A 22135-nucleotide genomic window follows, 5' to 3' on the forward strand; every position below is an offset into this window, starting at 1 on the left:
CAATGCTGCGACGCGAACTCATTCAGGGGCTTCTGGCGTTGGCGGCCTGGCCGGCCACCCGCGCGGCTGCCGCGACGGGCGACGCGCCCGAGCCGGGCTTGCAGCTGGGCGAGGGCACGCCTTTCGCGCCGGCGGATGTGGGCGCGCTGGCCCGCCGTATGGCGTCCGAGCCCTATCAGCCGCCGACCCGCATCCCCGAGGCATGGACCGAGATCAGCTACGATCAGTACCGCAAGATCTGGTTCGATGCGCGCAATGCCCTCTGGGAGGGCGAGGCGGACACGCCCGTTCGGGTCGATGTTTTCGCGCCGGGCCTCTACTTTCCGACGCCGATCCGCCTTGACGTGGTGGAGAGCGGAGAGGCGCGGCCGGTTCTTTTCGACATGGGCGTTTTCGACAAGACCGACCAGTTTCCCGATCTGCCCGTCGACGACACGCTGGGCTATTCCGGCTTCCGCCTGCGCGCCGAGCTTGAGCGGCAGGACATCTACACCGAATTCGCCGTCTTTCAGGGCGCCAGCTATTTCCGGGGCATCGGCACCGGGCAGACTTACGGGCTTTCGGCGCGCGGGATCGCGATCGACACCGCCGCTCCGGGGGGTGAGGAATTTCCCGAGTTCCGCCATTTCTGGCTGGAGCGGCCCGCGACCGGGTCGGACCGGATCGTGGTGCACGCGCTGCTCGACGGCCCGTCGGTGACCGGCGCCTACCGGTTCGAGATCGTGCCCGGCGACACGCTGGAGATCGGCGTCGAGGCCGAGGTCTTCGCCCGCCAGCGGATCACGCATATGGGTGTCGCGCCCTTGACCTCGATGTTCCAGTTCGACGAGACCAACCGCGACCGCTTCTCGGATTTCCGCTCGGCCATCCACGATTCCGACGGGCTGCTGATCGAGAATGGCGGCGGCGAGACGATCTGGCGCCCGCTCGCCAACCCCCGCAACCTGCAGATCAGCGGCTTTCTCGACGAGAACCCCAAGGGTTTCGGCCTGATGCAGCGCGCTCGTGATTTCGAGGATTTCGGCGATCTGCAGGCGCTTTATCATCGCCGCCCGTCGCTCTGGATCGCGCCGCGCGAGGGCTGGGGCGCGGGCGAGGTGACGTTGGTGGAAATTCCCACCGATGACGAGATCTACGACAACATCGTCGCCTATTGGCGCCCCGCCCTGCCGCTGGAGCCGGGCCAGTCGCGCACCTTTTCCTATGACATGACCTGGGGCGCGCGGACGGAATACGGCACCGGGCTTGCGGTCGCCAACACGCGTGCGGGCGCGGATCGGGGCGGCGGCATCCGCTTTGCCATCGACTTCGCCCCCGATGCGGGAATGACCCCGGCGCGGGAGCAGATCACGCCGCTCGTGCGCGCCTCGGAAGGAACGATCATCGCGCCCATCATCGAGGACAATCCGCAGACCGGCGGGCTGCGGCTCGGTTTCACGCTCGATCCGGGCGATGCGACGCTGGTCGAGATGCGGGCGCAGCTGCGCGCCGAGGACGGGCCCCTGTCGGAAGTCTGGCTTTACAGGTGGACGCGATGACCCGGCCGCTCGATCCGATGATGCCGCCGCGCGCGCCGCTCGATCTGGCGCCGCAGCGTTTCGATCGCGCGGGCGCGCAGGACCATGCGCTGCCGCGGGGCCGCCGACGCGACCTCGCCTGGCGCATCGGCGCGTTCGGCCCGGCAGTGGCGATCACGCTGTCGCTGATCGTGGGGCTAGTGCGCTGGTTCGATGCGGGCGGGTTCACCTGGGGTGAGGGGCTGGCGACGCTTCTCATCGGGTTCACCTTCATCTGGGTGTCGCTGTCGGTCACCGGCGTGGTGCTGGCGGTGATCCGGCTCTGGCTCGGACGGCGGCGCGAGGCGCGCGGGCGCGGCCCGGCGCAGCGCATCGCGCTTGTCGTGCCGATCTATAACGAGACGCCCTCGGACGTGATGGGCAATGTCGCGGCGATGCGGCGCGAGCTGGAATGCGGGCCGCGGCGCGACACCTATGCCTTCTTCATCCTCTCGGACACGCAATCGCCGGAGATCGCCGCCGAGGAATGGCGCGCGGTCCAGCATCTGCGCGGCGAGGCGGACCGCAGGATCGACGTCCATTACCGCCGGCGCAACGCCAATACCGACCGCAAGGTGGGCAATATCAACGGCTGGATCGCGGAATACGGCGCGGCCTGGGACGCGATGATCGTGCTCGATGCCGACAGTTTGATGACCGGTGCGGGCATCCGCCGTCTCGCCGATGCGCTGGCGCGCGATCCCGATGCAGGGCTCATCCAGTCCTTCCCGGTGCTGATCTCCGCCGAGACGCTGTTCGGGCGGATGCAGCAATTCGCGACCTCGGTCTATGGCTGGCTCGCCGCCGAGGGCCTGTCGCTCTGGTCCCAGAAAGAGGGCAATTACTGGGGGCATAACGCGATCATCCGCATCCGCGCCTTCGCCCAGAGCGCGCAGCTGCCGCACCTGACCGGACGGCGCGGCCAGTCCGAGCTGATCCTGAGCCACGATTTCGTCGAGGCCGGCATGCTGCGCCGCGCGGGCTGGGCGGTGCGCTTTCTGCCGCAGGCCGGCGGCTCGTTCGAGGAAACGCCCGCATCGCTGGTGGATTACGTGCTGCGCGACCGGCGCTGGTGCCGGGGCAACCTGCAGCATCTGCGGCTTCTGGCGGCGCGCGGTTTCCACCCGATCACGCGCTTTCACCTGCTGCAGGGCGCGTTCGCCTATCTTTTGTCGCCCGCGTGGTTCGCGCTTCTGGTGCTGTGGTCGGCCTTCCTGCCGATGAGCGCGGGCGAGACCAGCTATTTCAGCCCCGCCAACCCGTTCTACCCGGTCTGGCCCAGCGTCAGCCGCATCGACGGGGTGTGGTTCCTCGCCTTCATCTACACCATGCTTCTCTTGCCGAAGATCGTGGCAGCGGCACTTCTCGCGGCCTCTCCGGGGGTGATCCGGCTTTACGGCGGGATCGGGCGCTTCGCGTTGACGACCCTGTTCGAGATCGCGCTGGCGGTGCTCTACGCCCCGATCCTGATGGTGCAGCAAAGCATCGCCGTGCTCGCCGCCTGCCTGGGCCGCCCGGTGCGCTGGGATGGGCAGGCCCGTAGCGGGCATCACTATGCATGGGGCACGCTCCTGCGTTTCCACGCCGCGGAGGTGCTGCTGGGCCTCGGCATGATCGCGGGCATGATGACGGGTGCCCTGTCGCTCTGGCTGGCCCCCGTCGCGCTGAGCCTCGCCCTCGCGCCTGCGCTGTCGCGGCTGTCGTCGCTGCGCGTCTCGGGGCTGCGCTGGCGGCCCCTGCGGCTCGACACGCCCCTGTCGCTGCGCGAGCCGCGCGTGCAGGTCCGCGCCCGGGCCGAGCGCGCCCGGCTGCGCGCCGCGCTCGATGCGCCCGCCTCGCCACCCATGGCCGCGGAGTGACGGCGCTTCGGAGGGCAGCGCTGGCCCGGGTGAAGGGGCGCGCCCTGTCGCGCCTCGCCGGTCCTCTGGCCGCCTGTCTCGCGTCCTTTCCGCTGATGGCCCAAGCGGGCTGCGCCGAGGCCCCAGAGCCGTGCACGCTGCCGGAGGGCGGCAGCTATCACATCGAATTGCCGTCCGCGCCCCGCGCCGACGGGGCCGCGCTCATGTTCCTGCACGGATGGGGATCGAGCGGACAGGGCACGCTGTCCATGCGCGGCGTTGTGGAGACGGCGCTCGCGCGGGGTTACGCTGTGATCGCGCCCGACGGCATCCCGCGGCAGGGCCGTAACGGCCGGACATGGGCGTTCCATCCCGACCGCACCGGCCCGCGGGACGAGGTCGCGTTCCTGGCTGCCGTCCGCGACGACGCGGCCCGGCGGTTCGACCTTTCGGCCGGGGCGATGCTGCTGTCGGGCTTTTCCATCGGCGGATCGATGGCCAGCTATCTGGCCTGCGCCGAGCCTGAAGAATTCGCCGCCTATGCGCCCGTGGCGGGCAGTTTCTGGCGACCGCATCCCACGGACTGCGACGGCCCGGTGCGGCTGTTTCACACTCATGGATGGCGCGATCAAGTCGTCCCGCTCGAGGGGCGGCTGTTGCGCGGGCCCGCGCCCGACGCCCCGGGGGCGGTGGCGCAGGGCGACGTCTGGTATGCGATGGATGTCTGGCGCCGCGCCAATGGCTGCGCGCTGAAAGCCGACCGGTTCGCCGCCGATGCGACCTATATGCGCCGCGGCTGGGACAGCTGCCGCGCGGGCGCGAGCCTTGAATTCGCGCTGTTCGATGGCGGGCACGCGGTGCCCGAAGGCTGGACGGGCATGGTGCTCGATTGGTTCGAGGGGCTCGATCTGCCGCGCCGGGCTGACGCGGCTGGCGGGGATTGAGGTCTTTGGGGCCTTCAGCCTCGTCTTGATTATGTCTTCGCACCGATTGCCCGGACCGGGAGGGCCGCGTCGCCTGTTTTCACGTCAATACGCGTGCAGTCCCGCAGCCAAACCGCCTTGCGGACGCTTGTGATCCGCCCGTTTCTCGACGAGAACGTGGCGCATATCCATCGCGCCGCGATGATGGATCCGCACGGGAGCGCCACGCGGGAAGCGCGCAGGACGCGAGCACTCCGGATACGCAAAGCGGCCTGAACGCCGGGGAGACGACGTGCAAAGAGAACGACGCTACAGGCTTCGGTTCACGCCGCTGGCAGGCCGGCGGGGCACGCCATGAGCGCGGCTTCCTGGATCGCGGTCGATTGGGGGCTGTCCAATCTGCGGGCTTGGGTGATCGGCGCGGACGGCGACATCCTGGACAAGCGCGTCTCGGGGCAGGGCGTGAACACGCTGGCCCGCGACGCATTCGAGGCGGCGCTTCTCGATCTCATCGGCGATGCGCTGCCCGAGACGGGCCGGATGACCATCCTTGTCTGCGGCAATGCCGGCGCCCGGGAAGGCTGGGCCGAGGCGCCCTATCGCGCCGTGCCGTCCGCCCCCCCGGGCGTCGCGCAGGCGACCCGCGCGCTGACCCTCGATCCGCGCCTCGACATCCGCATCCTGCCGGGTCTCAAGCAGATGAAGCCGCCCGATGTGATGCGCGGCGAGGAGACGCAGATCGCCGGTGTCTTCGCGGCCCGGCCCAATTTCGACGGGGTGATCTGCCTGCCCGGGACGCATACGAAATGGGCGCAGGTCTCGGCCCGGGAGGTGGTGTCCTTCCGCACCTTCATGACCGGCGAGATCTTTGCACTGCTCGAAAAACGCTCGGTGCTGCGCCACGTGGTCGGCGATGGCTGGGACGATGCGGCCTTTGCCGAGGCGGTGGGCGAGGGCATGTCGCGGCCGGCACCGCTGGCGTCCAATCTCTTTTCGCTGCGGGCCGAGGCGCTGCTGGCGGGTCTCGCGCCCGATGCCGCGCGGGCGCGGCTGTCGGGGCTGCTGATCGGGATGGAGCTTGCGGGCGCGCGGGCCTACTGGCTGGGCCAGCCGGTGCTGATCGTGGGCGAGGTCGGCATCGCGCAGGCCTACCGCACCGCGCTCGCGGCACAGGGCGCGATGGTCGAGACGATCGACGCGGAAGCGGTCACGCTGGGCGGGCTCGTCGCCGCGCGGGCGGGGATGAAGGACGCCGCGCCATGAGCCGCGAGATCATCGCCATCCTGCGCGGCATCACTTTCGACGAGGCCGTCCCGGTCACCGAAGCGCTGATCGCCGCCGGGATCACCCGGATCGAGGTGCCGCTCAACTCGCCCGATGCCTGGGCCAGCATCGCGGCGATGATCGCGGTTGCCGGGAACGAGGCCATTATCGGGGCGGGCACCGTGCTCGATCCCGGCGATGTGCTGCGGCTGGCGCGGATGGGCGCTGGGATGATTGTGTCGCCCGATTGCAACCCGCGCGTCATCGTGGCGACCAAGAAGGCGGGCCTGCTGTCCTTTCCCGGCGTCTTCACCGCGACCGAAGCCTTCACGGCCCTTCGGAACGGCGCGGACGGGCTGAAACTGTTTCCTGCCTTCAAGCTGGGCCCGGACGGGATGCGCGCGCTGTCGGCGGTGCTGCCCGCCGGAACGGAATGCTATGCGGTGGGCGGCGTGGGATCCGCGGATTTCGCCGAATGGCGTGCGGCGGGCGTCACCGGCTTCGGCATCGGCACGGCGCTTTACCAGCCGGGCATTTCCCCGCGCGACGTTGCCGCGCGCGCCGCCGATCTGGTTGCGGCATGGGACGCGCTGAGCTGACGGAGCCAAACACGGGCACCGGCTGATCCCCTGACCAAGCGGCCGCGGGCAATTAGGACCAGCCCGCCCCACAGCCGCGCCCGACCTGACCCCTTGCGCCCGCCCGTCCGGCTGTCACAGTGCGCCCGACCAGACAGACCGAGGAGCGCCCGATGAGAGAGACCGACCGAGCCGTGATCGTGACAGGTGCCGCGCAGGGGCTGGGGCTTGCCTGCGCGGAACGCTTTCTGGCCGAGGGCGACCGCGTCTTCATGGTGGACGTGAAGGAAGAGGCGCTGCTCGCCGCCGCGAAGCGCCTGGGCGCGCGGGCCGTGGCGCATGTGGCGGATCTCTCGACGCTCGGGGCCGAAGGCGCAGCGGGCATCGTCGCGGCCTGCGTCGATGCCTTCGGGCGGGTCGACGTGCTCATCAACAACGCGGGCATCATCGTGCAGGCCGATTTCCTCGATTTTCCCGAGGACGGCTTCGATCAGACCATTGCGGTCAACCTCAAGGCGCCGTTCCTCATGGGGCAGGCCGCCGGGCGGCAGATGAAGGCGCAGGGCGAGGGCGGCGCGATCATCAACATGTCCTCGGTGAATGCGGAACTCGCGATCCCGAACACCGTCGCCTATGCCTGTTCCAAGGGCGGGATGAAGCAGCTGACCGCGGTCATGGCCATCGGCCTCATCCCTCACGGCATCCGCGTCAACGCCATCGGGCCGGGCACGATCATGACCGACATGGTGCGCCAATCGGTGATGCAGTCCGATGCGGCACGCCGGACGATCCTGTCGCGCACGCCCGCGGGACGCTGCGGCGAACCGTCCGAGATCGCCTCGGTCGCGGCCTTCCTCGCGGGGCCCGACGCGTCCTACATGGTCGGCCAGACGATCTATCCCGATGGCGGGCGCATGGTCCTGAACTACACGGTTCCCGTGCCCGATTGACTGCCGCCCCTTGCAAGCGGCGCCCGCATGCCGTTCCCTGATCGGGCATAGATGACGGAGGGCAGAATGGCGGTCACACGGGTCGATCTGAATTCGGATATGGGCGAAGGCTTCGGCGCCTATCAATCGGGCGATGACGAGGCGATCCTCGGCATCGTGTCCTCGGCGAACGTGGCCTGCGGTTTCCATGCGGGCGATCCGGAGATCATGGCCCGCGTCTTCGCCATGGCGAAAGAGCGCGGCGTGGCCATCGGCGCGCATCCGGGCTTTCCCGACCTCTGGGGCTTCGGGCGGCGCAATATCCCGTTCTCCACCGGCGAGATCGAACGGCTTGTCGCCTACCAGGTCGGCGCGGCGCAGGCGATGGCCGCCTATGCGGGCTACAAGATCACCTATGTCAAACCGCATGGTGCGCTGGGCAATCTAGGCTCGCAGAACCGCGAGGTGGGCGAGGCGGTGACGCGCGCGATCAAGGCGGTCGATCCGACGCTCGTGTCGCTCTCCATCGCGCTCGGTCACCAGGAGCGGGCGGCGCGCGAGGTGGGGCTGACGGTGGCGTCGGAGATCTTCGCCGATCGCGCCTACGAGGAAGACGGCACGCTGGTGAACCGCAAGAAGCCGGGTGCCGTGATCCATGATCCCGATGCCGCCGCGGCGCGGGTGGCGCAGATGGTGGCCGAGGGCGCGATCGAGACGATCTCGGGCAAGAAGCTGGAAACGCCCATCGATTCCATCTGCGTGCATTCCGACACGCCCGATGCCGTGGCACTCGCCCAGCGGGTGAAGGACGGGCTCGAAGCCGCTGGAATCGCTGTCAAACCCTTTGCCTGACCACGTCGTTATCGTCGGTGGGGCCGCCATGGGCAGCTTCACCGCGCTGGCCCTTCGGGACGAAGGCTTCCGCGGTCCCATCACCGTGATCGAGCGCGATCCGAGCTATGCGCGCTCCTCGACCGCGCTGTCCGCGGCCTCGATCCGCACGCAATTCGACACGCCCCTGCTGGTCGAGATGTCGCTGCACGGCGCGGCGTTCCTGCGGGCCCATGCGCGGGACATGGCCTTTCGCGAAGGCGGTTACCTCGTCCTGTCCGACCCGGCCGGGGCCGAGGCGCGTGCGGGTCTCGTGGCGATGCAGAACGCCGCTGGGGCCGAGGTCGCGCTGCTGGACCGGGCCGGGCTCGCGGCGCGCTTTCCTTTCCTGAACACCGATGATCTGGCCTGCGGCGCCTTCGGCCTGCGGAACGAAGGCTGGTTCGATCCCTGGGCGCTTCTGTCTCATGCGCGCGCGGGCGCGCGGAAGGCGGGCGTCGCTTACCTGACCGGGGAGGTCGCCGAGATACGCGCCTCGGGCGCCGCGGTCACCGCGGCGGTGCTGACTGATGGTCAGGAGGTCCCCTGCGATTGGTGCGTGATCGCGGCGGGCGCGTTCTCCGCACCGCTGGTTGCGCCGCTCGGTGTCGACCTGCCGGTCGTGCCGAAGAAACGCACGGCTTTCGCCTTTGGCGCGCCGCTTCCGGGCGACGGTTTTCCGATGATCTTCGATACGTCCGGGCTGTGGGTGCGGCCCGAGGGCGCGGGCTTCATTGGCGGCATCCAGCCCCCGGCCGAGCGGGATCTGCACGACCCGGACGACCTGGAACCCGATCACGATCTGCTGCTCGATGCGTTCTGGCCGCCGCTCGCGCATCGCATTCCGGCGATGGAGGAACTGCGCGTCACGCGCGCCTGGGCCGGGCATTACGAGATGTGCACGCTGGATCAGAACGCGGTGATCGGGCCGCATGATCGGTTCGGCAACCTCTTGTTCTGCTGCGGATTTTCCGGCCACGGCATCCAGCATGCGCCGGCAGCCGGACGCGGCGTGGCGGAGTGGATCGCCCATGGTGCCTACCGGACGCTGGACCTTAGCCCGCTCGGTTGGCGCCGCGTGGCGGCGGGGGAGCCTTTGCTGGAAGGGATGATTTACTGAGTGCCGCGCATATGCGCCCGCAAAATGTCTCTACCCCTTTATGGCAAAGGACCCCGGCGGCGGCGTCAATCGGCAACGCGGGTGGGCGGCGCCGTGCGGTTCGTGCTCAGCGCATCGGGCCAGCCGATCCAGCGCTCCACCGCGTAGAGCGTCAGGCAGGCTGCGATGATTGCCAGCAGGAACTTGACCTGTTTCTCGCTCTTGGGCTTTTGCGCCCATAACCGCATCCGCATGAGCATCCGCATGGTCCGCTCACTCCGTGAACCGCACCTTGCCGATATGCGGCAGGTTGCGGTCGCGCTGGGCGTAATCGATGCCGTAGCCCACGACGAATTCGTCCGGGATCTCGAACCCCGTCCAGTCCGCGCGGACATCGACCTCGCGGCGGGACGGCTTGTCCAGCAGCGCGATGGTGCGCAGCTTGTGCGGATTGCGGCTGTTCAGGAGCCGGATGACGTGGCTGAGCGTGTAGCCCGTATCGACGATGTCTTCCACGACCAGCACGTCGCGCCCCTCGATGCCGGTGCGCAAGTCCTTGAGAATGCGCACTTCCCGGCTCGATTCCATGCCGTCGCCGTAAGAGGAGACCTCGAGGAAGTCGACCTCGACGGGCAGGCGCAATTCCCGCACCAGATCGGCGATGAACACGAAGGAACCGCGCAACAGGCCTACGACGACCAGCTTTTCGGTGCCGTGGAACTCCGTCTCGATGAGACGCGCGAGGGCCTCGATCCGGGCGGCGATCGACTTTGCCGAAATCATCTGGTCGATGACATAGGCAGGCTGAGCGGCTGGCTGAGACATCCCGTTCCCTTGATTTTCCCGGGCCTCTATACGACATCTGGGCGCAGTGTCACCACCGGACCGGAGCCCCATGACCACCCATTCCGAGACCAAGCATCTGCCCTACACGGCGGATCAGATGTATGCCCTCGTTGCCGATGTGGGGAAATATCCCGAGTTCCTGCCCTGGTGTGCCGCCGCGCGGGTGCGTTCGACAACCGACAAGGGCGAACGCACCGAAATGCTCGCCGATCTGGTCATCTCCTTCAAGGTGTTCCGCGAACGCTTCGGCAGCCGGGTGACGCTCTGGCCCGAGAAGGGGCAGATCGACACCGAATATCTCGACGGGCCGTTCCGCTACATGGAAAGCCGGTGGAATTTCAAGGATGTGGATGGCGGTTGCGAGGTCTCCTTCTTCGTGGATTTCGAGTTCAAGAACCGCATCCTGCAGGGGGCTGCGGGCATGTTTTTCTATGAGGCGATGCAGCGGATCGTCCGCGCCTTCGAACGCCGCGCGGCGTCCTTGTACGCCTGAGACATTAACCAGCCGTTACGAAATCCGGGCAAATGCCCGCTTTTTGCCACCTTGGCATCGGAGATCTCGCCGTGCATCACGTCGAAGGAGCCTCCCATGCCGCCCCGCCGATCCGATGGCCCATCGTCGTCCCGGACGGGCGGCGCGCCGTCGCCTCAACGAGATTACAAGGCCGTGGCGTGCCTACCCGGACCGGCAAGCGATCCGGGTGAAACGGACAAGGACGCGGGCGGAACCCGTTCCCCACGCGCATTGGAGGCGGCCCGCAACGGCTACGTGATGGGACAGATCGCATCCGCGCCGCCGGAGGAGCACGAGGTCACGGCGTCGTCCTGATCCTCGAAGCGGGGCGTGCCTGCACCGGGCGCGCGGCGCTCACGCACGTAGCGCGGCGAGAAGCAGCCCGAGCGCATGATCGCGGGTGCCCGCGCGCACCGCGCCGCGCCCGATCGCCCCGAACTCGACCGTCTCGCTCCGCGTGCCGCGGTGATCCGCCAGCGCGAAACAGACGCGGCCCTCGGGTTTGTGTTCGGACCCGCCGGGGCCCGCGATGCCGGTAACCGCCACGGCGAAATCGGCCCCCGCCGCTTGGCGCGCCCCGTCCGCCATCTCGCGCGCGACCTCCTCGGAGACCGCGCCACGGGCCGCGAGCGTCGCCTCGGACACGCCCAGCATCTCGGTCTTGGCCACGTTCGAATAGGTCACGAAGCCGCGTTCGAAGATCGCCGAGGACCCGGCGATGTCGGTGATCGCGGCGGAAATCATGCCGCCCGTGCAGCTTTCGGCGGCGGTGACCGTCACGCCGCGCGCGATCGCCGCCTCGAGCAGGTCTTCGGCCAGCCGGCTCACAGGAAGACCACATGCCAGAGCACGCCGAGCGCGAAGGTCGCCAGCGCCGCGAAGACGCCCGCGATCAGGTCGTCCAGCATGACGCCCCAGGCCGTGCCCATGCGGTCCGCCCGGCCCACGAGCCAGGGCTTCCAGATGTCGAACAGCCGGAAGAAGACGAAGCCCGCGACCCAGCCGGGCCAGAGCGCAAGGATGTCGCTTCCAGTGAAGTGCGCGCCGTAAGCCACTGTCAACAAGGCAATCCATTGGCCCGCCACCTCGTCGATGACGATCTCCGACGGGTCATGCTCGGCCTGTCCGCGGGTTTCGGCGGCGATGGCCCAGGTACCGATGGCGATAACCAGCGCGATGCCGACCAGCGCGCCGTAGAACCCCGCCAGCGTGTAGAGGCCCCAGAACAGCGGCAGCGCGGCCAGCGACCCCCAGGTGCCCGGGGCCGGGCGCAGATAGCCCACGCCGAGAACGGTCGCGATCATGCGGGTCATCGGGCCACCAGCGCCGCGGTGGCGATGGCCGCGATGCCTTCTTCGCGCCCGGTGAAACCCAGCCGCTCCGATGTGGTCGCCTTGACCGAGATGCGGCCGGGTTCGAGCCCCATGATCTGCGCCATGTTGGTAACCATGTTCGACGATTGCGGGGTGATCTTGGGTTTTTCGCAGATGATCGTCACATCCACGTTCGAAATTGAAAAGCCGCGGCTTTTGGCCAGTTCGACCGCATGCCGCAGGAAGATGTCGCTGGCGGCCCCCTTCCATTGCGGGTCCGAGGGCGGGAAATGCCGCCCGATATCGCCCTCGGCCAGCGCGCCGTAGATCGCATCGGTGACCGCATGCATGGCCACATCTGCGTCCGAATGGCCGTCGAGCCGCTGGTCATGCGGCACGTCCACACCGCAGAGCGTCACGTGATCGCCGGGCACGAAGCGGTGCACGTCGAAGCCGTTGCCAAGCCTAATGTCCATTCTGCCTCTCGAGGATGGCGGCCGCGCGGGCGAAATCCGCGGGGCCGGTGATTTTCAGATTGTCTTCGGAGCCGTCCACGATGGCAACGGAAAGGCCCGCCGCCAAGGCCACTGCCACGTCGTCGGCGGCCTCGGGCGGGGCGTGGCGATGCGCGTCGCGGATGGCATTGTAGTGGAAGCCCTGCGGCGTCTGCGCGCGGAACAGCCCGTCGCGCGGCACAAGCCCGGTCACCCGGCCATCGCGGCCCGCCCAGAGCGCATCGGTGACCGGCAGGGCCGGTGCCGCGCCGGGGGAATCCTGCAGGGCCATCAATACGTTGTCGATCGTTGTTGAGGTCACGCAGGGCCGCGCGACGTCGTGGATCAGCACCCGGTCCGGGGCGTCGTCTGCCAGCGCCTCCAGCCCCGCGCGGACCGAGGCTGCGCGGCTCGCGCCGCCGACGACCACGCGGATATCGGACGAATCGGCCAGCGCCGCCGCGCGGTCGCGATCATCGGCATGAACGACGAGGATGCGCAGCTCGGCGCCCGCGAACCGCTCGAGCGTCCAGGCGGCGACGGGGCGGCCAGCAATGGGCTGCCATTGCTTGGGCAGAGCGCCGCCCGCCCGGGTGCCCCGACCGGCGGCAACGATGATCGCGGCGTAGCGCAAAGTCCGGTCCTTTCGCCTGACCGCCTATCCTTAGGGGAGCCGCCGGGAGGGCGCAATCTCCGGCCAAATGCCTAAAAATTGTGCGATGGCTCGGGGCGGTGGCGGCGCAAGCCCCGTTGAGCGTTGATTGATTGCGGTCTGCGGAGTAGCTGAGTGCAATTGCACAGCAAATAGGCGTTTTCGAGTGAAGCTCGGCTGCACGGTCATTTCCAATCGGGTCTTCCTCGCCCCGCTGGCGGGAATCACGGACCTGCCGTTCCGAAATCTCGTCTCGCGCTTCGGGGCGGGCCTCGTGGTCAGCGAAATGGTCGCGAGCCAGGAGCTTGTGCAGGGCAAGTGGGCCACGCGCGATAAGGCTGAGTTGGGTTTCGGGATCGATAACACCTCCGTGCAGCTGGCGGGCCGCGATCCGCACTGGATGGGCGAGGCGGCGCGCCTGGTGGAAGCCTCGGGCGCCCGGGTCATCGACATCAACATGGGCTGCCCCGCCAAGAAGGTGACGGGCGGCTATTCCGGCTCGGCGCTGATGCGCGACCCCGATCACGCATTGCGGCTGATCGAGGCGGTAGCGCAGGCCGTTTCCGTCCCGGTGACGCTGAAGACGCGGCTCGGCTGGGACGACGATTGCCTGAACGCGCCGGAGCTTGCGCGGCGCGCGGAGGGGGCGGGCGTGCAGATGGTGGTCATCCACGGGCGCACGCGCTGCCAGTTCTACAAGGGCCGCGCCGATTGGGATGCGATCCGGGCCGTGACCGACGCAGTGGAGATCCCGGTCATCGCTAATGGCGATATCGTCGATATTGGCAGCGCCGTGCAGGCGCTCTCGCGGTCGGGTGCGGCGGGCGTGATGGTGGGCCGCGGGGCGCAGGGCGCGCCCTGGAAGCTCGCGGAAATCGCCGCCGGGCTGGGATACGGGCCGGCGCCGGACATTCCCGTGGGGCAGGCATTTCTGGACATGGCTTCAGAGCATTACGAGGCGATGCTCGGCTTCTACGGAGCCAATCTCGGCCTGCGGGTCGCGCGCAAGCACCTGGGCTGGTACATGGACGGCGCCGGAACGCCCGCGGCGCTGCGGCGCGAGGTGCTGACCGCCAGGACACCGGCGGAGGTTCTGCGCCTGCTGCCCGCCGCGCTGGTCGGGGCGGAGGTCCGGGCCGCATGAACACCGCGCTTGCCCTGTCGCTCTGGTCCTCGCTGCCGATTCCGGCGCTGCTGATCGATGCATCTGACAACATCGCCGACATGAATCCCGCCGCCGAGGGTTTCATGAACAATTCGGCCAAGTGGATCACCGGGCAGCCGATCTGGGACCGGCTCGCCGTGGACGCGCCGATCGAGGACAGCTTCGCCCGGGCGCGCAAGAACGGCACCCCGCTTTTCGTGAACGACGTCGATGTCGGCACCGGATCGCGCCCGCCTCGGACCTGCTCGCTGCATATCTCGCCGCTGCAGGGCCAGATGGACTGGATGATCGTGCTGATCTCGCCGCGCGAACTGGCCGGGCGGATGACGCAGAACAACTCGGTGAAGGCTGCGGCGAAATCCGCCATCGGCATGGCCGAAATGCTGGCGCACGAGATCAAGAACCCGCTCGCGGGCATCGCGGGCGCGGCGCAACTTCTGTCCATGGGGCTCAGCAAGGACGACCTGGAATTGACCGACCTGATCGTCAGCGAGACCCGGCGCATCGTGAAGCTGCTCGAGCAGGTGGAGCAGTTCGGCAACCTCTCCGCGCCGGAGCGCAAGCCGGTGAACATCCACGACGTTCTGGACCGCGCGCGCCGGTCCGCGCTCCTGGGCTTCGGGGCGCACATGACCATGATCGAGGATTACGACCCCTCGCTGCCGCTGGCCCATGGCGATCCGGACCAGCTTCTGCAGGTGGTTCTGAACCTCCTGAAGAACGCCTCGGAAGCCGCCGACCAGAAGGAGGGGGGCCGGATCCGCCTGCACACCTTCTACGAGCACAGCTTCAAGCTGCGGCGCGCGGATGGCTCGGGTCAGACGCTGCCCCTGCAGATCGAGATCATCGATGACGGGCCGGGCCTGCCCGAAGAGATCCGCAGCGACGTCTTCGAGCCCTTCGTTTCGGGCCGCGAGAACGGCACCGGGCTCGGGCTCGCGCTCGTCTCGAAGATCATTTCCGACCATGACGGCTGGATTTCCGTCGACAGCGTGCCGGGGCGGACGATGTTCCGCATCTCGCTGCCGCTGGCCCCCAAGGACGCGAAGGAGAAAGAGTGATGGATGGCACGGTACTTGTTGCAGACGACGACCGCACGATCCGCACGGTCCTGACCCAGGCGCTGACGCGGGCGGGCTGCAAGGTCCACGCGACCTCGTCGCTGACCACGCTGATGCGCTGGGTCGGCGAGGGCAAGGGTGACGTGGTGATCTCGGACGTGGTCATGCCGGATGGCAACGGCCTGGAAATGCTGCCGAAAATTCAGCAGGATCGGCCCGATCTGCCGGTGATCGTGATCTCGGCGCAGAATACGATCATGACCGCGATCCAGGCCGCCGAGGCCGAGGCCTACGATTACCTGCCCAAACCCTTCGATCTGCCGGACCTGATGAAAAGAACGGCGCGGGCGCTGGAGAACCGCAACCGCACGCCGCGCCGGGACGAGCCGGTCGAGCATGCCGATGGCCCGGACGAGCTGCCGCTCGTGGGCAAGACACCGGCGATGCAGGCGCTCTACCGGCTGGTCGCCAAGGTGATGAACACCGATCTGCCGGTCCTCATCTCGGGCGAATCCGGCACCGGCAAGAGCCTGATCGCCCGGGCCATCCACGACTTCTCGGACCGCCGGACGCTGCCTTTCGTGATGGTCACGGGGTCCGAGCTTTCCGATCTCGAAGGCCCCGCGCGGGTGCTGGCGCGCGTCAAGGGCGGCACGCTCCTGATCGAGGAGGTCGGCGATATCGACGAAGAGGTGCAGGCCCGCATTGTGCGCATGATGGACGTGCCGGGCGAGCATGTGCCGCGCTTCATGGCCACCTCGCAGGGCGAATTGTCGGCCGAGATGGAAGAGGGCAGGGTGCGCCGCGATCTCTATTACCGCCTGTCGGGCGCGACGATCCAGGTGCCGTCGCTGCGCGAGCGCGTGGACGATATCGCGCTCCTGACAGAGCATTTCCTGACGCGGATCGACCGGGAGGGCGGCTCGGCCCGCTGGCTGTCCAAGGAGGCGGCGGAGCTCTTCCGCGCCTATTCCTGGCCCGGCAACGTGCGCCAGCTGGAAAACGCGCTGCGGCGTCTGTCGCTGACCGCCCGGACCGAGGAAATTTCCCGCTCCGAGGTCGAGGCGGTTCTCGGCAATCAGCCCGAGACGGGCCCGATCCTGCGCGGCGGCGACACCGAAAAGCTCGGCACCTCGGTCGCCCGGCATCTGCGCCGCTATTTCGACCTGCACGGCAACATGCTGCCGCCACCGGGCCTTTACAGCCGCATTCTGCGCGAAGTGGAGGCGCCGCTGATCGAGATCGCCCTCGATGCGACCGGCGGAAACCAGGCCAAATGCGCGGATTTGCTGGGAATCAACCGCAATACCCTTCGGAAAAAGATCACCGACCTCGATATCCGCGTGACACGCCGACGCAAATTGATGTAAAACCGCAACATAACCGTGGCCCCGTTGCCCAGTGCAGCGGTGAGACCACAACATATGGCGGTTGGTCGCATCACGCGATCGCAGATTACGAGGGGCGGCTGTGGCCACTCGGGCACGGACTTGGTCCTGGGCGCGCATCGCGCAGCTCAGGCGCATGCGGCGCTTGCGGAACGCCGCGACCCTGGGGCTGGTGCTTCTGGGGCCCGTGCTGGCATTCGCGACCTATCTCGTTCTGGGGCCTCTGCAGGGGGCCGAGCGGACCGATCTCAGCCTCCGGCTCGTGCTGCTGGCCGATCTGGTCTACGTGCTGTTGCTGGCGGCGCTGGTATTGTCGCGCGTGGCGGGCCTGGTCGCCGCGCGACGGGCGAAATCCGCGGGATCGCGGCTGCACCTGCGGCTGACCGGGGTCTTCGCGCTGATGGCGCTGCTGCCGACGATCACTGTGGCGGTCTTCGCCGTCCTGACCATCAATATCGGCCTCGAGACGTGGTTCTCGACCCGCGTGCAGAACGTGGTGGGCGCTTCCCTCTCGGCCGCCGAGGCCTACGAGGAGGAGCATCGTGCCGACCTGATCGAGGACGCGACCGCGCTCGGGCGGTTTCTCGATGCAACCCGCCGCGCGCAGCCTTTCATGAATGACGGGGAGCTGCGCCAGCTTCTGGGCAGCGGGCAGGCGCAGATCCAGCGCGGCCTGCGCGAGGCCTACGTGATCGACAGCGACCGCGAGATCCGCGCGCGTGGCGAACGCTCCTATCTTTTCGATTACGAACGCCCCTCCACCGGGCAGATGGCCCGCGCCCGCGCCGAGGGTGTCGCGGTGATCGAGGATTGGGACAACAACGAGTTCCGCGCCCTCGTGCCGCTTTCGGCCTTCGTGGACCGCTATCTTTATGTCAGCCGCGAGGTGGATGGCGGCATCCTCAACCTTCTCGACGACACGCAGGAGACCGCGCGCTTCTACCAGCAGCAGGAAACCGAGCGGGGCCGGCGGCTTTTCGACTTCGCGCTGCTCTATCTGGGCTTTGCCGTGCTGCTGATCCTCGCCGCCGTCTGGCTCGGGCTGTGGTTCGCCGAACGGCTCTCGCGGCCCGTGGGTCGGCTGGCGGGTGCGGCGCAGCGCGTCGGCGCGGGCGATCTGGACGTGCAGGTCAAGGAGGATGTGGGCGACGACGAAATCGCCATGCTGGGGCGGTATTTCAACCAGATGACCCGGCAGCTGAAGGGCCAGCGCGAACGCCTTCTGGAAAACACCCGTCAGATCGAACGGCGGCAGCGACTCTTCGATTCCGTGCTGAGCTCGGTCACCTCCGGGGTCGCCGGGCTCGATGCCGAGGGCCGGGTGACCTTCGTCAACCGCTCCGCAGAGCGGCTTCTGGGCATCGGTGCCACGCGCGCCGATCACCCCATCCACGTCGTGGTGCCGGAATTCGGCCCGCTTTTCGACCGGCTGATCGAGACCGGCGCGGAGGTGGCGCAGGAAGAGGTCAAGGTCAGCCGCGACGGGCGGCTCGAGAACCTGCTCGTGCGGATGTCGACGCGGCGGCGCGAGGATGGCGGGCTCGAGGGCTACGTGGTGGCCTTCGACGACGTGACCGATCTGGTCTCGGCCCAGCGGATGGCAGCCTGGGGTGACGTGGCCCGCCGCATCGCGCACGAGATCAAGAACCCGCTCACGCCCATTCAGCTCTCGGCCGAGCGGATCAAGCGCAAGTTCGGCCGCGCGTTGCCCGAGGAGGATGCCGAGAAGCTGGAGCAGATGACCGGCGTGATCATCCGCCAGACCGGCGACCTGCGCCGGATCGTCGACGAGTTTTCCAAGTTCGCCCGGATGCCCGAGCCCGAGCGCAAGCCCGAGGACCTGGCCGAGATCCTGCGCGGCGTGATCCTGCTTCAGGAGGCGGGCCAGCCCGAAGTGCGCTTCACCGCCGACCTGCCGGAGGGCCCGGTCGCGGCCGAGCTCGACGCCACGATGATCAGCCAGGCGCTGACCAACCTGGTCAAGAACGCGGGCGAGGCGACCCTGAGTGTCGTCGAGGCGGGGCGCGCGCCGGACGGCTACATCCCCGAGATCCGCGTCGCGCTGCGGCTGGCGGAAGATTCCCGCGCCGAGATCACCATTGCCGATAACGGCATCGGCCTGCCCGAGGACCGCGCCCGGCTTTTCGAGCCCTACGTGACCACCCGCGACAAGGGCACCGGCCTCGGCCTGCCCATCGTCAAGAAGATCATCGAGGAGCATGGCGGCACGCTGGCCCTCGAGGATGCGCCGTGCTTCGGCGACACCCCGCATTACGGCGCGCTGGCGGTGATCCGTCTGCCCGCCATGCCGGCTCCGGAGGGACAGCCCCCGGATGCGCGCGCCACCGAAACGGTTTGAGAAGGAGAGGATTGAGACATGAGCGACATTCTGATCGTCGACGATGAACGCGATATCCGCGAACTGATCGGGGACATCCTCGAGGACGAGGGGTTCACCATCCGGCTCGCGGGCAATTCGAACGAGGCCATGGCCGAGATCAACAGCGAGCCGCCGGCGCTCATCATCCTCGATATCTGGCTGAAAGACAGCAAGATGGACGGGATCGACATCCTCAAGACCGTCAAGCGCGACAATCCCGACATCCCCGTGGTCATCATCTCGGGCCACGGCAATATCGAGATCGCGGTCGCCGCGATCCGGCAGGGCGCCTATGATTTCATCGAGAAACCCTTCAACATCGACCAGCTTCTGGTGGTGATCCGCCGCGCGATGGAGACCTCGCGCCTGCGCCGCGAGAACCACAAGCTCAAGCGCCGCGAGGCCGACGTGGCCGAGATGATCGGCGACAGCCCGGTCTACCGCAACCTCGTGAGCCAGCTCGACAAGGTGACGAAGTCGAACGGGCGCGTCATGCTGACCGGCCCCGCGGGCTGCGGCAAGGAAGTGGCGGCGCGCTACATCCACGCCAATTCCGGCCGCGCGCAGGGCCCCTTCGTGACGGTGAATTGCGCGGGCGTCACGCCCGAAAGCATGGAGGAGGTGCTCTTCGGCCGCGAAACCGCGGATCGCGGCGTGGAGCCCGGCCTTCTCGAACAGGCCCATGGCGGCATCGTCTATTTCGACGAGGTGGCCGACATGCCGCTCGGCACCCAGTCGAAGATCCTGCGCGTGCTGGTCGACCAGCAATTCACCCGGGTGGGCGGGCAGGACAAGGTGCGCGTCGATCTGCGGGTGATCTCGTCGACCAACCGCGACCTCGCCGCCGAGATCGAGGCGGGCCGCTTCCGGCAGGAACTCTTCCACCGTCTGAACGTGGTGCCGATCGCGGTGCCCTCGCTCGAGGATCGGCGCGAGGACATCGCGATGCTGGCCGAGCATTTCATCGCCCTCTGCCACAAGGGCCAGGGCCTGCCCCGGCGCGCCCTTTCGGAGGATGCCATCGCGCTCTTGCAGACCATGGTCTGGCCCGGCAACGTCCGCCAGCTGAAGAACCTGATCGAGCGGGTGCTGATCCTCGGCGACAGCACTGACCCGATCGAGGCGGGCGAGCTGCCGCAGGAAACCGCACGCGGCGGCGACGGCGAAGGCCGCGTGGTGCTCTCGGGCACGCTCGCCACGATGCCGCTGCGCGAGGCGCGCGAGGCGTTCGAACGGGAATACCTGCTGACCCAGATCAACCGCTTCGGCGGCAATATCTCGCGGACGGCGAATTTCGTCGGCATGGAGCGCTCGGCACTGCACCGCAAGCTGAAATCGCTGGGTGTCGTGACCTCGGCCAAGGGCGGCGCGCGCATCGCCCATGTGGACGAGGAGGAGGCCGAGCCCGAACGCCAATCGGCCTGATCGGCAAGGTGCGCCCGGTCTCGACCGGCGGCATCCGGCCGCCTTTAGACGGCCTTCCACACCGCGCGGCCGGGCCGCATCAATAAACCGGAACCGCAAACCGGCCTCTCAATCACATCTCGGCGCAGGGACCGGCGCGGCGCCTTTGCGGGCTCGGACCCCGAAAGCGCCGCAAGCGCCGGCGCCGCATCTGCGCGCAGCTCCCCTTGCGCTTCACCTTTCCGAAAAACCGCCGGGAGTGAATTGCCCGGGGTACCCGGGCAAGAGAGGGCAGCGCCCTCTTGACCGCCGGTCCGCCCCGAAGGGGCGGGGCCGGCCAGACCTGCGCGTGCCCCGAGGGGGCACGCCCGACCGGATCACGCGCCCGAGACACGGTCGCGGACGGGGGGGCAACGGGCCAGATTGACGCCCCGGCTAGCCCGTGTCAGACCGAAGTACCGGGCAGAGACGCAGGGGCGTTCATGAAAATCATCATCTGCGGTGCGGGGCAGGTCGGCTGGCAGATCGCGCGGCACCTCTCGGGCGAACGCAACGACGTCACCGTGGTCGACAGCAATGCTGATCTTGTGCGCCGCGCGACCGAAGCGCTCGACGTCCAGGGCATCGCGGGCTTTGCCTCCTATCCGGATGTGCTGCAGCGCGCCGGCGCCTCCGATGCGGAGATGATCATCGCCGCCACCCATTCCGACGAGGTCAACATGGTCACCTGCCAGGTGGCCCATTCGATCTTCTCGATCCCGCGCAAGATCGCGCGGCTGCGCGCGCAAAGCTATCTCGACGCGATCTATTCCGATCTCTACCGCCGCGACCACCTGCCCATCGACGTGGTGATTTCGCCCGAGCGCGAGGTGGCCGATGCCGCCCTGCAGCGGCTTGAGGCTCCCGCGGCCTTCGACACCGAGACGTTTCTCGACGGCGGGGCGCAACTCCTCGGGCTGACCATCGACGCCGATTGCGCGGTGGTGAACACGCCCCTGCGTCAGCTCACCGACCTCTTCTCGACCCTGCGCGCGGTCGTGGTCGGGGTGCGCCGCGAAGGCACGCTCTTCGCGCCCGAGCCGCGCGACCAGGTCTTCATCGGCGACAGCGTCTACGTGATGATCCATGCCGATGACATGGCCCGCACGCTGGAAATCTTCGGCAAACCCAACCGCAAGCAGGAACGCGTCGTGCTGATCGGCGGCGGCAATGTCGGCCTGATGGTGGCCCGTGCCCTCGAGGAGCGCGAGGACCGCATCCGCGCCAAAGTGATCGAGAAGAACCGCAAATGCGCCGAACGCGCCGCCGAGGAGCTGGAAAAGACCATCGTCCTGCATGGCGACGGGCTCGATACCGCGCTTCTGTCGGAGGCCAATATCGGCCGGGCCGATGCGGTGCTCTGCGTGACCGACGACGACAAGACCAACTTGCTGGCCGCGGTGCGCGCCAAGTCGCAGGGCTGCCCAATGGCGATCGCGCTGATCAACGACCCCACGCTGGCGCCGCTGATGGAGCCTCTGGGCATCGACGCCTATATCAACCCGCGCGCCACCACCGTCTCCTCGATCCTGCGCCATATCCGCCATGGCCGCGTGCGCGCGGTCTATTCCATCGGCGATGCGGAGGCCGAGGTGATCGAGGCCGAGGTGCTGTCGACCTCGCCGATCGCGGGGCAGAAGATCCGCGATATCGACTTCCCCGAAGGCGTGCTGGTGGGCGCGCTGCGCAAGGCCGGCCGCGTGGTCAAGATTTCCGGCGCCACCCGGGTCGAGGAAGGCGACCAGATCGTGCTTTTCGTCCTGACCAAGGACGTGGCCGCGGTCGAGACGCTCCTGCAGGTCTCCATCGACTTCTTCTGACCG

At 68.2% G+C, this 22135-nt stretch carries 21 protein-coding genes; 15 read left to right on the top strand and 6 right to left on the bottom strand.

From position 1 onward, the window contains the following. The first annotated feature begins 2 nt into the window (after positions 1–2). The 8 genes from BW990_RS07455 to BW990_RS07490 all read left to right on the top strand — a co-directional run bounded on the left by BW990_RS07455 (position 3) and on the right by BW990_RS07490 (position 9077). Positions 3–1538 carry an OpgD/OpgG family glucan biosynthesis protein gene (locus BW990_RS07455; protein ID WP_076446596.1) on the top strand — a complete coding sequence of 512 codons (1536 nt, stop codon included), beginning with the start codon at positions 3–5 and terminating at the stop codon, positions 1536–1538. Next, a complete protein-coding gene (gene mdoH / locus BW990_RS07460) occupies positions 1535–3415 on the top strand; it encodes a glucans biosynthesis glucosyltransferase MdoH (RefSeq protein ID WP_076447115.1) in 1881 nt (626 codons plus the stop codon). The genes BW990_RS07455 and mdoH overlap by 4 nt, the downstream gene beginning before the upstream one ends. Then, positions 3412–4338, top strand: a complete 927-nt coding sequence (locus BW990_RS07465) for a CE1 family esterase (protein WP_234990186.1) — start codon at positions 3412–3414, stop codon at positions 4336–4338. Before mdoH ends, BW990_RS07465 begins: the two co-directional genes overlap by 4 nt. A 333-nt stretch (positions 4339–4671) precedes the next feature. Further along, complete coding sequence (locus BW990_RS07470; protein WP_076446598.1) at positions 4672–5580, top strand: 2-dehydro-3-deoxygalactonokinase; 909 nt, start codon at positions 4672–4674, stop codon at positions 5578–5580. Then, positions 5577–6179, top strand: coding sequence for a 2-dehydro-3-deoxy-6-phosphogalactonate aldolase (locus BW990_RS07475; protein ID WP_076446600.1), 603 nt, complete (start codon positions 5577–5579; stop codon positions 6177–6179). Before BW990_RS07470 ends, BW990_RS07475 begins: the two co-directional genes overlap by 4 nt. 152 nt (positions 6180–6331) lie before the next feature. After that, complete coding sequence (locus BW990_RS07480) at positions 6332–7108, top strand: SDR family NAD(P)-dependent oxidoreductase (RefSeq protein ID WP_076446602.1); 777 nt, start codon at positions 6332–6334, stop codon at positions 7106–7108. Positions 7109–7174: 66 nt separating this feature from the next. Then, the gene (locus BW990_RS07485) at positions 7175–7939 is read left to right on the top strand and encodes a LamB/YcsF family protein (protein WP_076446604.1); all 765 of its coding nucleotides are present in this window, start codon (positions 7175–7177) and stop codon (positions 7937–7939) included. Beyond that, the gene (locus tag BW990_RS07490; RefSeq protein WP_143526114.1) at positions 7932–9077 is read left to right on the top strand and encodes an NAD(P)/FAD-dependent oxidoreductase; all 1146 of its coding nucleotides are present in this window, start codon (positions 7932–7934) and stop codon (positions 9075–9077) included. Before BW990_RS07485 ends, BW990_RS07490 begins: the two co-directional genes overlap by 8 nt. Positions 9078–9142: 65 nt before the next feature. On the opposite strand, the gene BW990_RS07495 is transcribed toward BW990_RS07490, so the two are convergent. After that, positions 9143–9322 carry a hypothetical protein gene (locus tag BW990_RS07495; protein ID WP_076446609.1) on the bottom strand — a complete coding sequence of 60 codons (180 nt, stop codon included), beginning with the start codon at positions 9320–9322 and terminating at the stop codon, positions 9143–9145. Between the two features lie 7 nt (positions 9323–9329). After that, positions 9330–9881, bottom strand: a complete 552-nt coding sequence (gene hpt, locus BW990_RS07500) for a hypoxanthine phosphoribosyltransferase (protein ID WP_076446611.1) — start codon at positions 9879–9881, stop codon at positions 9330–9332. Positions 9882–9951: 70 nt separating this feature from the next. Here hpt and BW990_RS07505 point away from each other — a divergent pair, with 70 nt between their 5' ends. Further along, positions 9952–10395 carry a type II toxin-antitoxin system RatA family toxin gene (locus BW990_RS07505; RefSeq protein ID WP_076446613.1) on the top strand — a complete coding sequence of 148 codons (444 nt, stop codon included), beginning with the start codon at positions 9952–9954 and terminating at the stop codon, positions 10393–10395. A gap of 375 nt (positions 10396–10770) precedes the next feature. Here the strand turns inward: BW990_RS07505 and BW990_RS20970 are convergent, their stop codons facing one another. The 4 genes from BW990_RS20970 to ispD are packed head-to-tail and all read right to left on the bottom strand — an operon-like array spanning position 10771 to position 12857. Then, the gene (locus tag BW990_RS20970; protein ID WP_234990187.1) at positions 10771–11244 is read right to left on the bottom strand and encodes a CinA family protein; all 474 of its coding nucleotides are present in this window, start codon (positions 11242–11244) and stop codon (positions 10771–10773) included. Continuing rightward, positions 11241–11729: a phosphatidylglycerophosphatase A family protein gene (locus tag BW990_RS22215; RefSeq protein WP_076446615.1), complete on the bottom strand. Its 489-nt coding sequence runs from the start codon at positions 11727–11729 to the stop codon at positions 11241–11243. The genes BW990_RS20970 and BW990_RS22215 overlap by 4 nt, the downstream gene beginning before the upstream one ends. Further along, entirely contained in the window at positions 11726–12205 is a 480-nt protein-coding gene (gene ispF, locus BW990_RS22065; RefSeq protein ID WP_076446617.1) for a 2-C-methyl-D-erythritol 2,4-cyclodiphosphate synthase, read from the bottom strand. Before ispF ends, BW990_RS22215 begins: the two co-directional genes overlap by 4 nt. Continuing rightward, positions 12195–12857 (bottom strand): 2-C-methyl-D-erythritol 4-phosphate cytidylyltransferase, encoded by a 663-nt coding sequence (ispD, locus tag BW990_RS22070; RefSeq protein ID WP_076446619.1) that lies wholly within the window; start codon positions 12855–12857, stop codon positions 12195–12197. The genes ispF and ispD overlap by 11 nt, the downstream gene beginning before the upstream one ends. Before the next feature lie 184 nt (positions 12858–13041). Here ispD and dusB point away from each other — a divergent pair, with 184 nt between their 5' ends. The 6 genes from dusB (at position 13042) to trkA (ending at position 22132) form a co-directional block, all read left to right on the top strand. Continuing rightward, positions 13042–14019 (top strand): tRNA dihydrouridine synthase DusB, encoded by a 978-nt coding sequence (gene dusB / locus BW990_RS07530; protein ID WP_076446621.1) that lies wholly within the window; start codon positions 13042–13044, stop codon positions 14017–14019. Next, on the top strand, positions 14016–15101 hold the full coding sequence (locus tag BW990_RS07535) for a two-component system sensor histidine kinase NtrB (RefSeq protein WP_076446623.1): 1086 nt from the start codon (positions 14016–14018) through the stop codon (positions 15099–15101). Before dusB ends, BW990_RS07535 begins: the two co-directional genes overlap by 4 nt. Further along, a complete protein-coding gene (locus tag BW990_RS07540; protein WP_076446624.1) occupies positions 15101–16471 on the top strand; it encodes a response regulator in 1371 nt (456 codons plus the stop codon). The genes BW990_RS07535 and BW990_RS07540 overlap by 1 nt, the downstream gene beginning before the upstream one ends. 154 nt (positions 16472–16625) lie before the next feature. After that, the gene (locus BW990_RS07545; RefSeq protein ID WP_076446626.1) at positions 16626–18848 is read left to right on the top strand and encodes a sensor histidine kinase NtrY-like; all 2223 of its coding nucleotides are present in this window, start codon (positions 16626–16628) and stop codon (positions 18846–18848) included. 18 nt (positions 18849–18866) lie between these two features. After that, positions 18867–20294, top strand: coding sequence for a nitrogen assimilation response regulator NtrX (gene ntrX / locus BW990_RS07550; protein ID WP_076446628.1), 1428 nt, complete (start codon positions 18867–18869; stop codon positions 20292–20294). A 461-nt stretch (positions 20295–20755) separates the two neighbouring features. Further along, positions 20756–22132: a Trk system potassium transporter TrkA gene (gene trkA, locus BW990_RS07555; RefSeq protein WP_076446630.1), complete on the top strand. Its 1377-nt coding sequence runs from the start codon at positions 20756–20758 to the stop codon at positions 22130–22132. The last annotated feature ends 3 nt before the right edge of the window (positions 22133–22135 follow it).

Source organism: Roseivivax lentus, from assembly GCF_900156805.1.
In the GTDB taxonomy this organism is placed as follows: domain Bacteria; phylum Pseudomonadota; class Alphaproteobacteria; order Rhodobacterales; family Rhodobacteraceae; genus Roseivivax; species Roseivivax lentus.

Bases quoted from the DNA above. Each gene is read 5' to 3' on its own strand.
- BW990_RS07455 (WP_076446596.1), top strand. From the start codon at position 3: ATGCTGCGACGCGAACTCATTCAGGGGCTTCTGGCGTTGGCGGCCTGG.
- mdoH (WP_076447115.1), top strand. From the start codon at position 1,535: ATGACCCGGCCGCTCGATCCGATGATGCCGCCGCGCGCGCCGCTCGAT.
- BW990_RS07470 (WP_076446598.1), top strand. From the start codon at position 4,672: ATGAGCGCGGCTTCCTGGATCGCGGTCGATTGGGGGCTGTCCAATCTG.
- BW990_RS07475 (WP_076446600.1), top strand. From the start codon at position 5,577: ATGAGCCGCGAGATCATCGCCATCCTGCGCGGCATCACTTTCGACGAG.
- BW990_RS07480 (WP_076446602.1), top strand. From the start codon at position 6,332: ATGAGAGAGACCGACCGAGCCGTGATCGTGACAGGTGCCGCGCAGGGG.
- BW990_RS07485 (WP_076446604.1), top strand. From the start codon at position 7,175: ATGGCGGTCACACGGGTCGATCTGAATTCGGATATGGGCGAAGGCTTC.
- BW990_RS07495 (WP_076446609.1), bottom strand. From the start codon at position 9,322: ATGCGGATGCTCATGCGGATGCGGTTATGGGCGCAAAAGCCCAAGAGC.
- hpt (WP_076446611.1), bottom strand. From the start codon at position 9,881: ATGTCTCAGCCAGCCGCTCAGCCTGCCTATGTCATCGACCAGATGATT.
- BW990_RS07505 (WP_076446613.1), top strand. From the start codon at position 9,952: ATGACCACCCATTCCGAGACCAAGCATCTGCCCTACACGGCGGATCAG.
- BW990_RS22215 (WP_076446615.1), bottom strand. From the start codon at position 11,729: ATGACCCGCATGATCGCGACCGTTCTCGGCGTGGGCTATCTGCGCCCG.
- ispF (WP_076446617.1), bottom strand. From the start codon at position 12,205: ATGGACATTAGGCTTGGCAACGGCTTCGACGTGCACCGCTTCGTGCCC.
- BW990_RS07535 (WP_076446623.1), top strand. From the start codon at position 14,016: ATGAACACCGCGCTTGCCCTGTCGCTCTGGTCCTCGCTGCCGATTCCG.
- BW990_RS07540 (WP_076446624.1), top strand. From the start codon at position 15,101: ATGGATGGCACGGTACTTGTTGCAGACGACGACCGCACGATCCGCACG.
- BW990_RS07545 (WP_076446626.1), top strand. From the start codon at position 16,626: ATGCGGCGCTTGCGGAACGCCGCGACCCTGGGGCTGGTGCTTCTGGGG.
- ntrX (WP_076446628.1), top strand. From the start codon at position 18,867: ATGAGCGACATTCTGATCGTCGACGATGAACGCGATATCCGCGAACTG.
- trkA (WP_076446630.1), top strand. From the start codon at position 20,756: ATGAAAATCATCATCTGCGGTGCGGGGCAGGTCGGCTGGCAGATCGCG.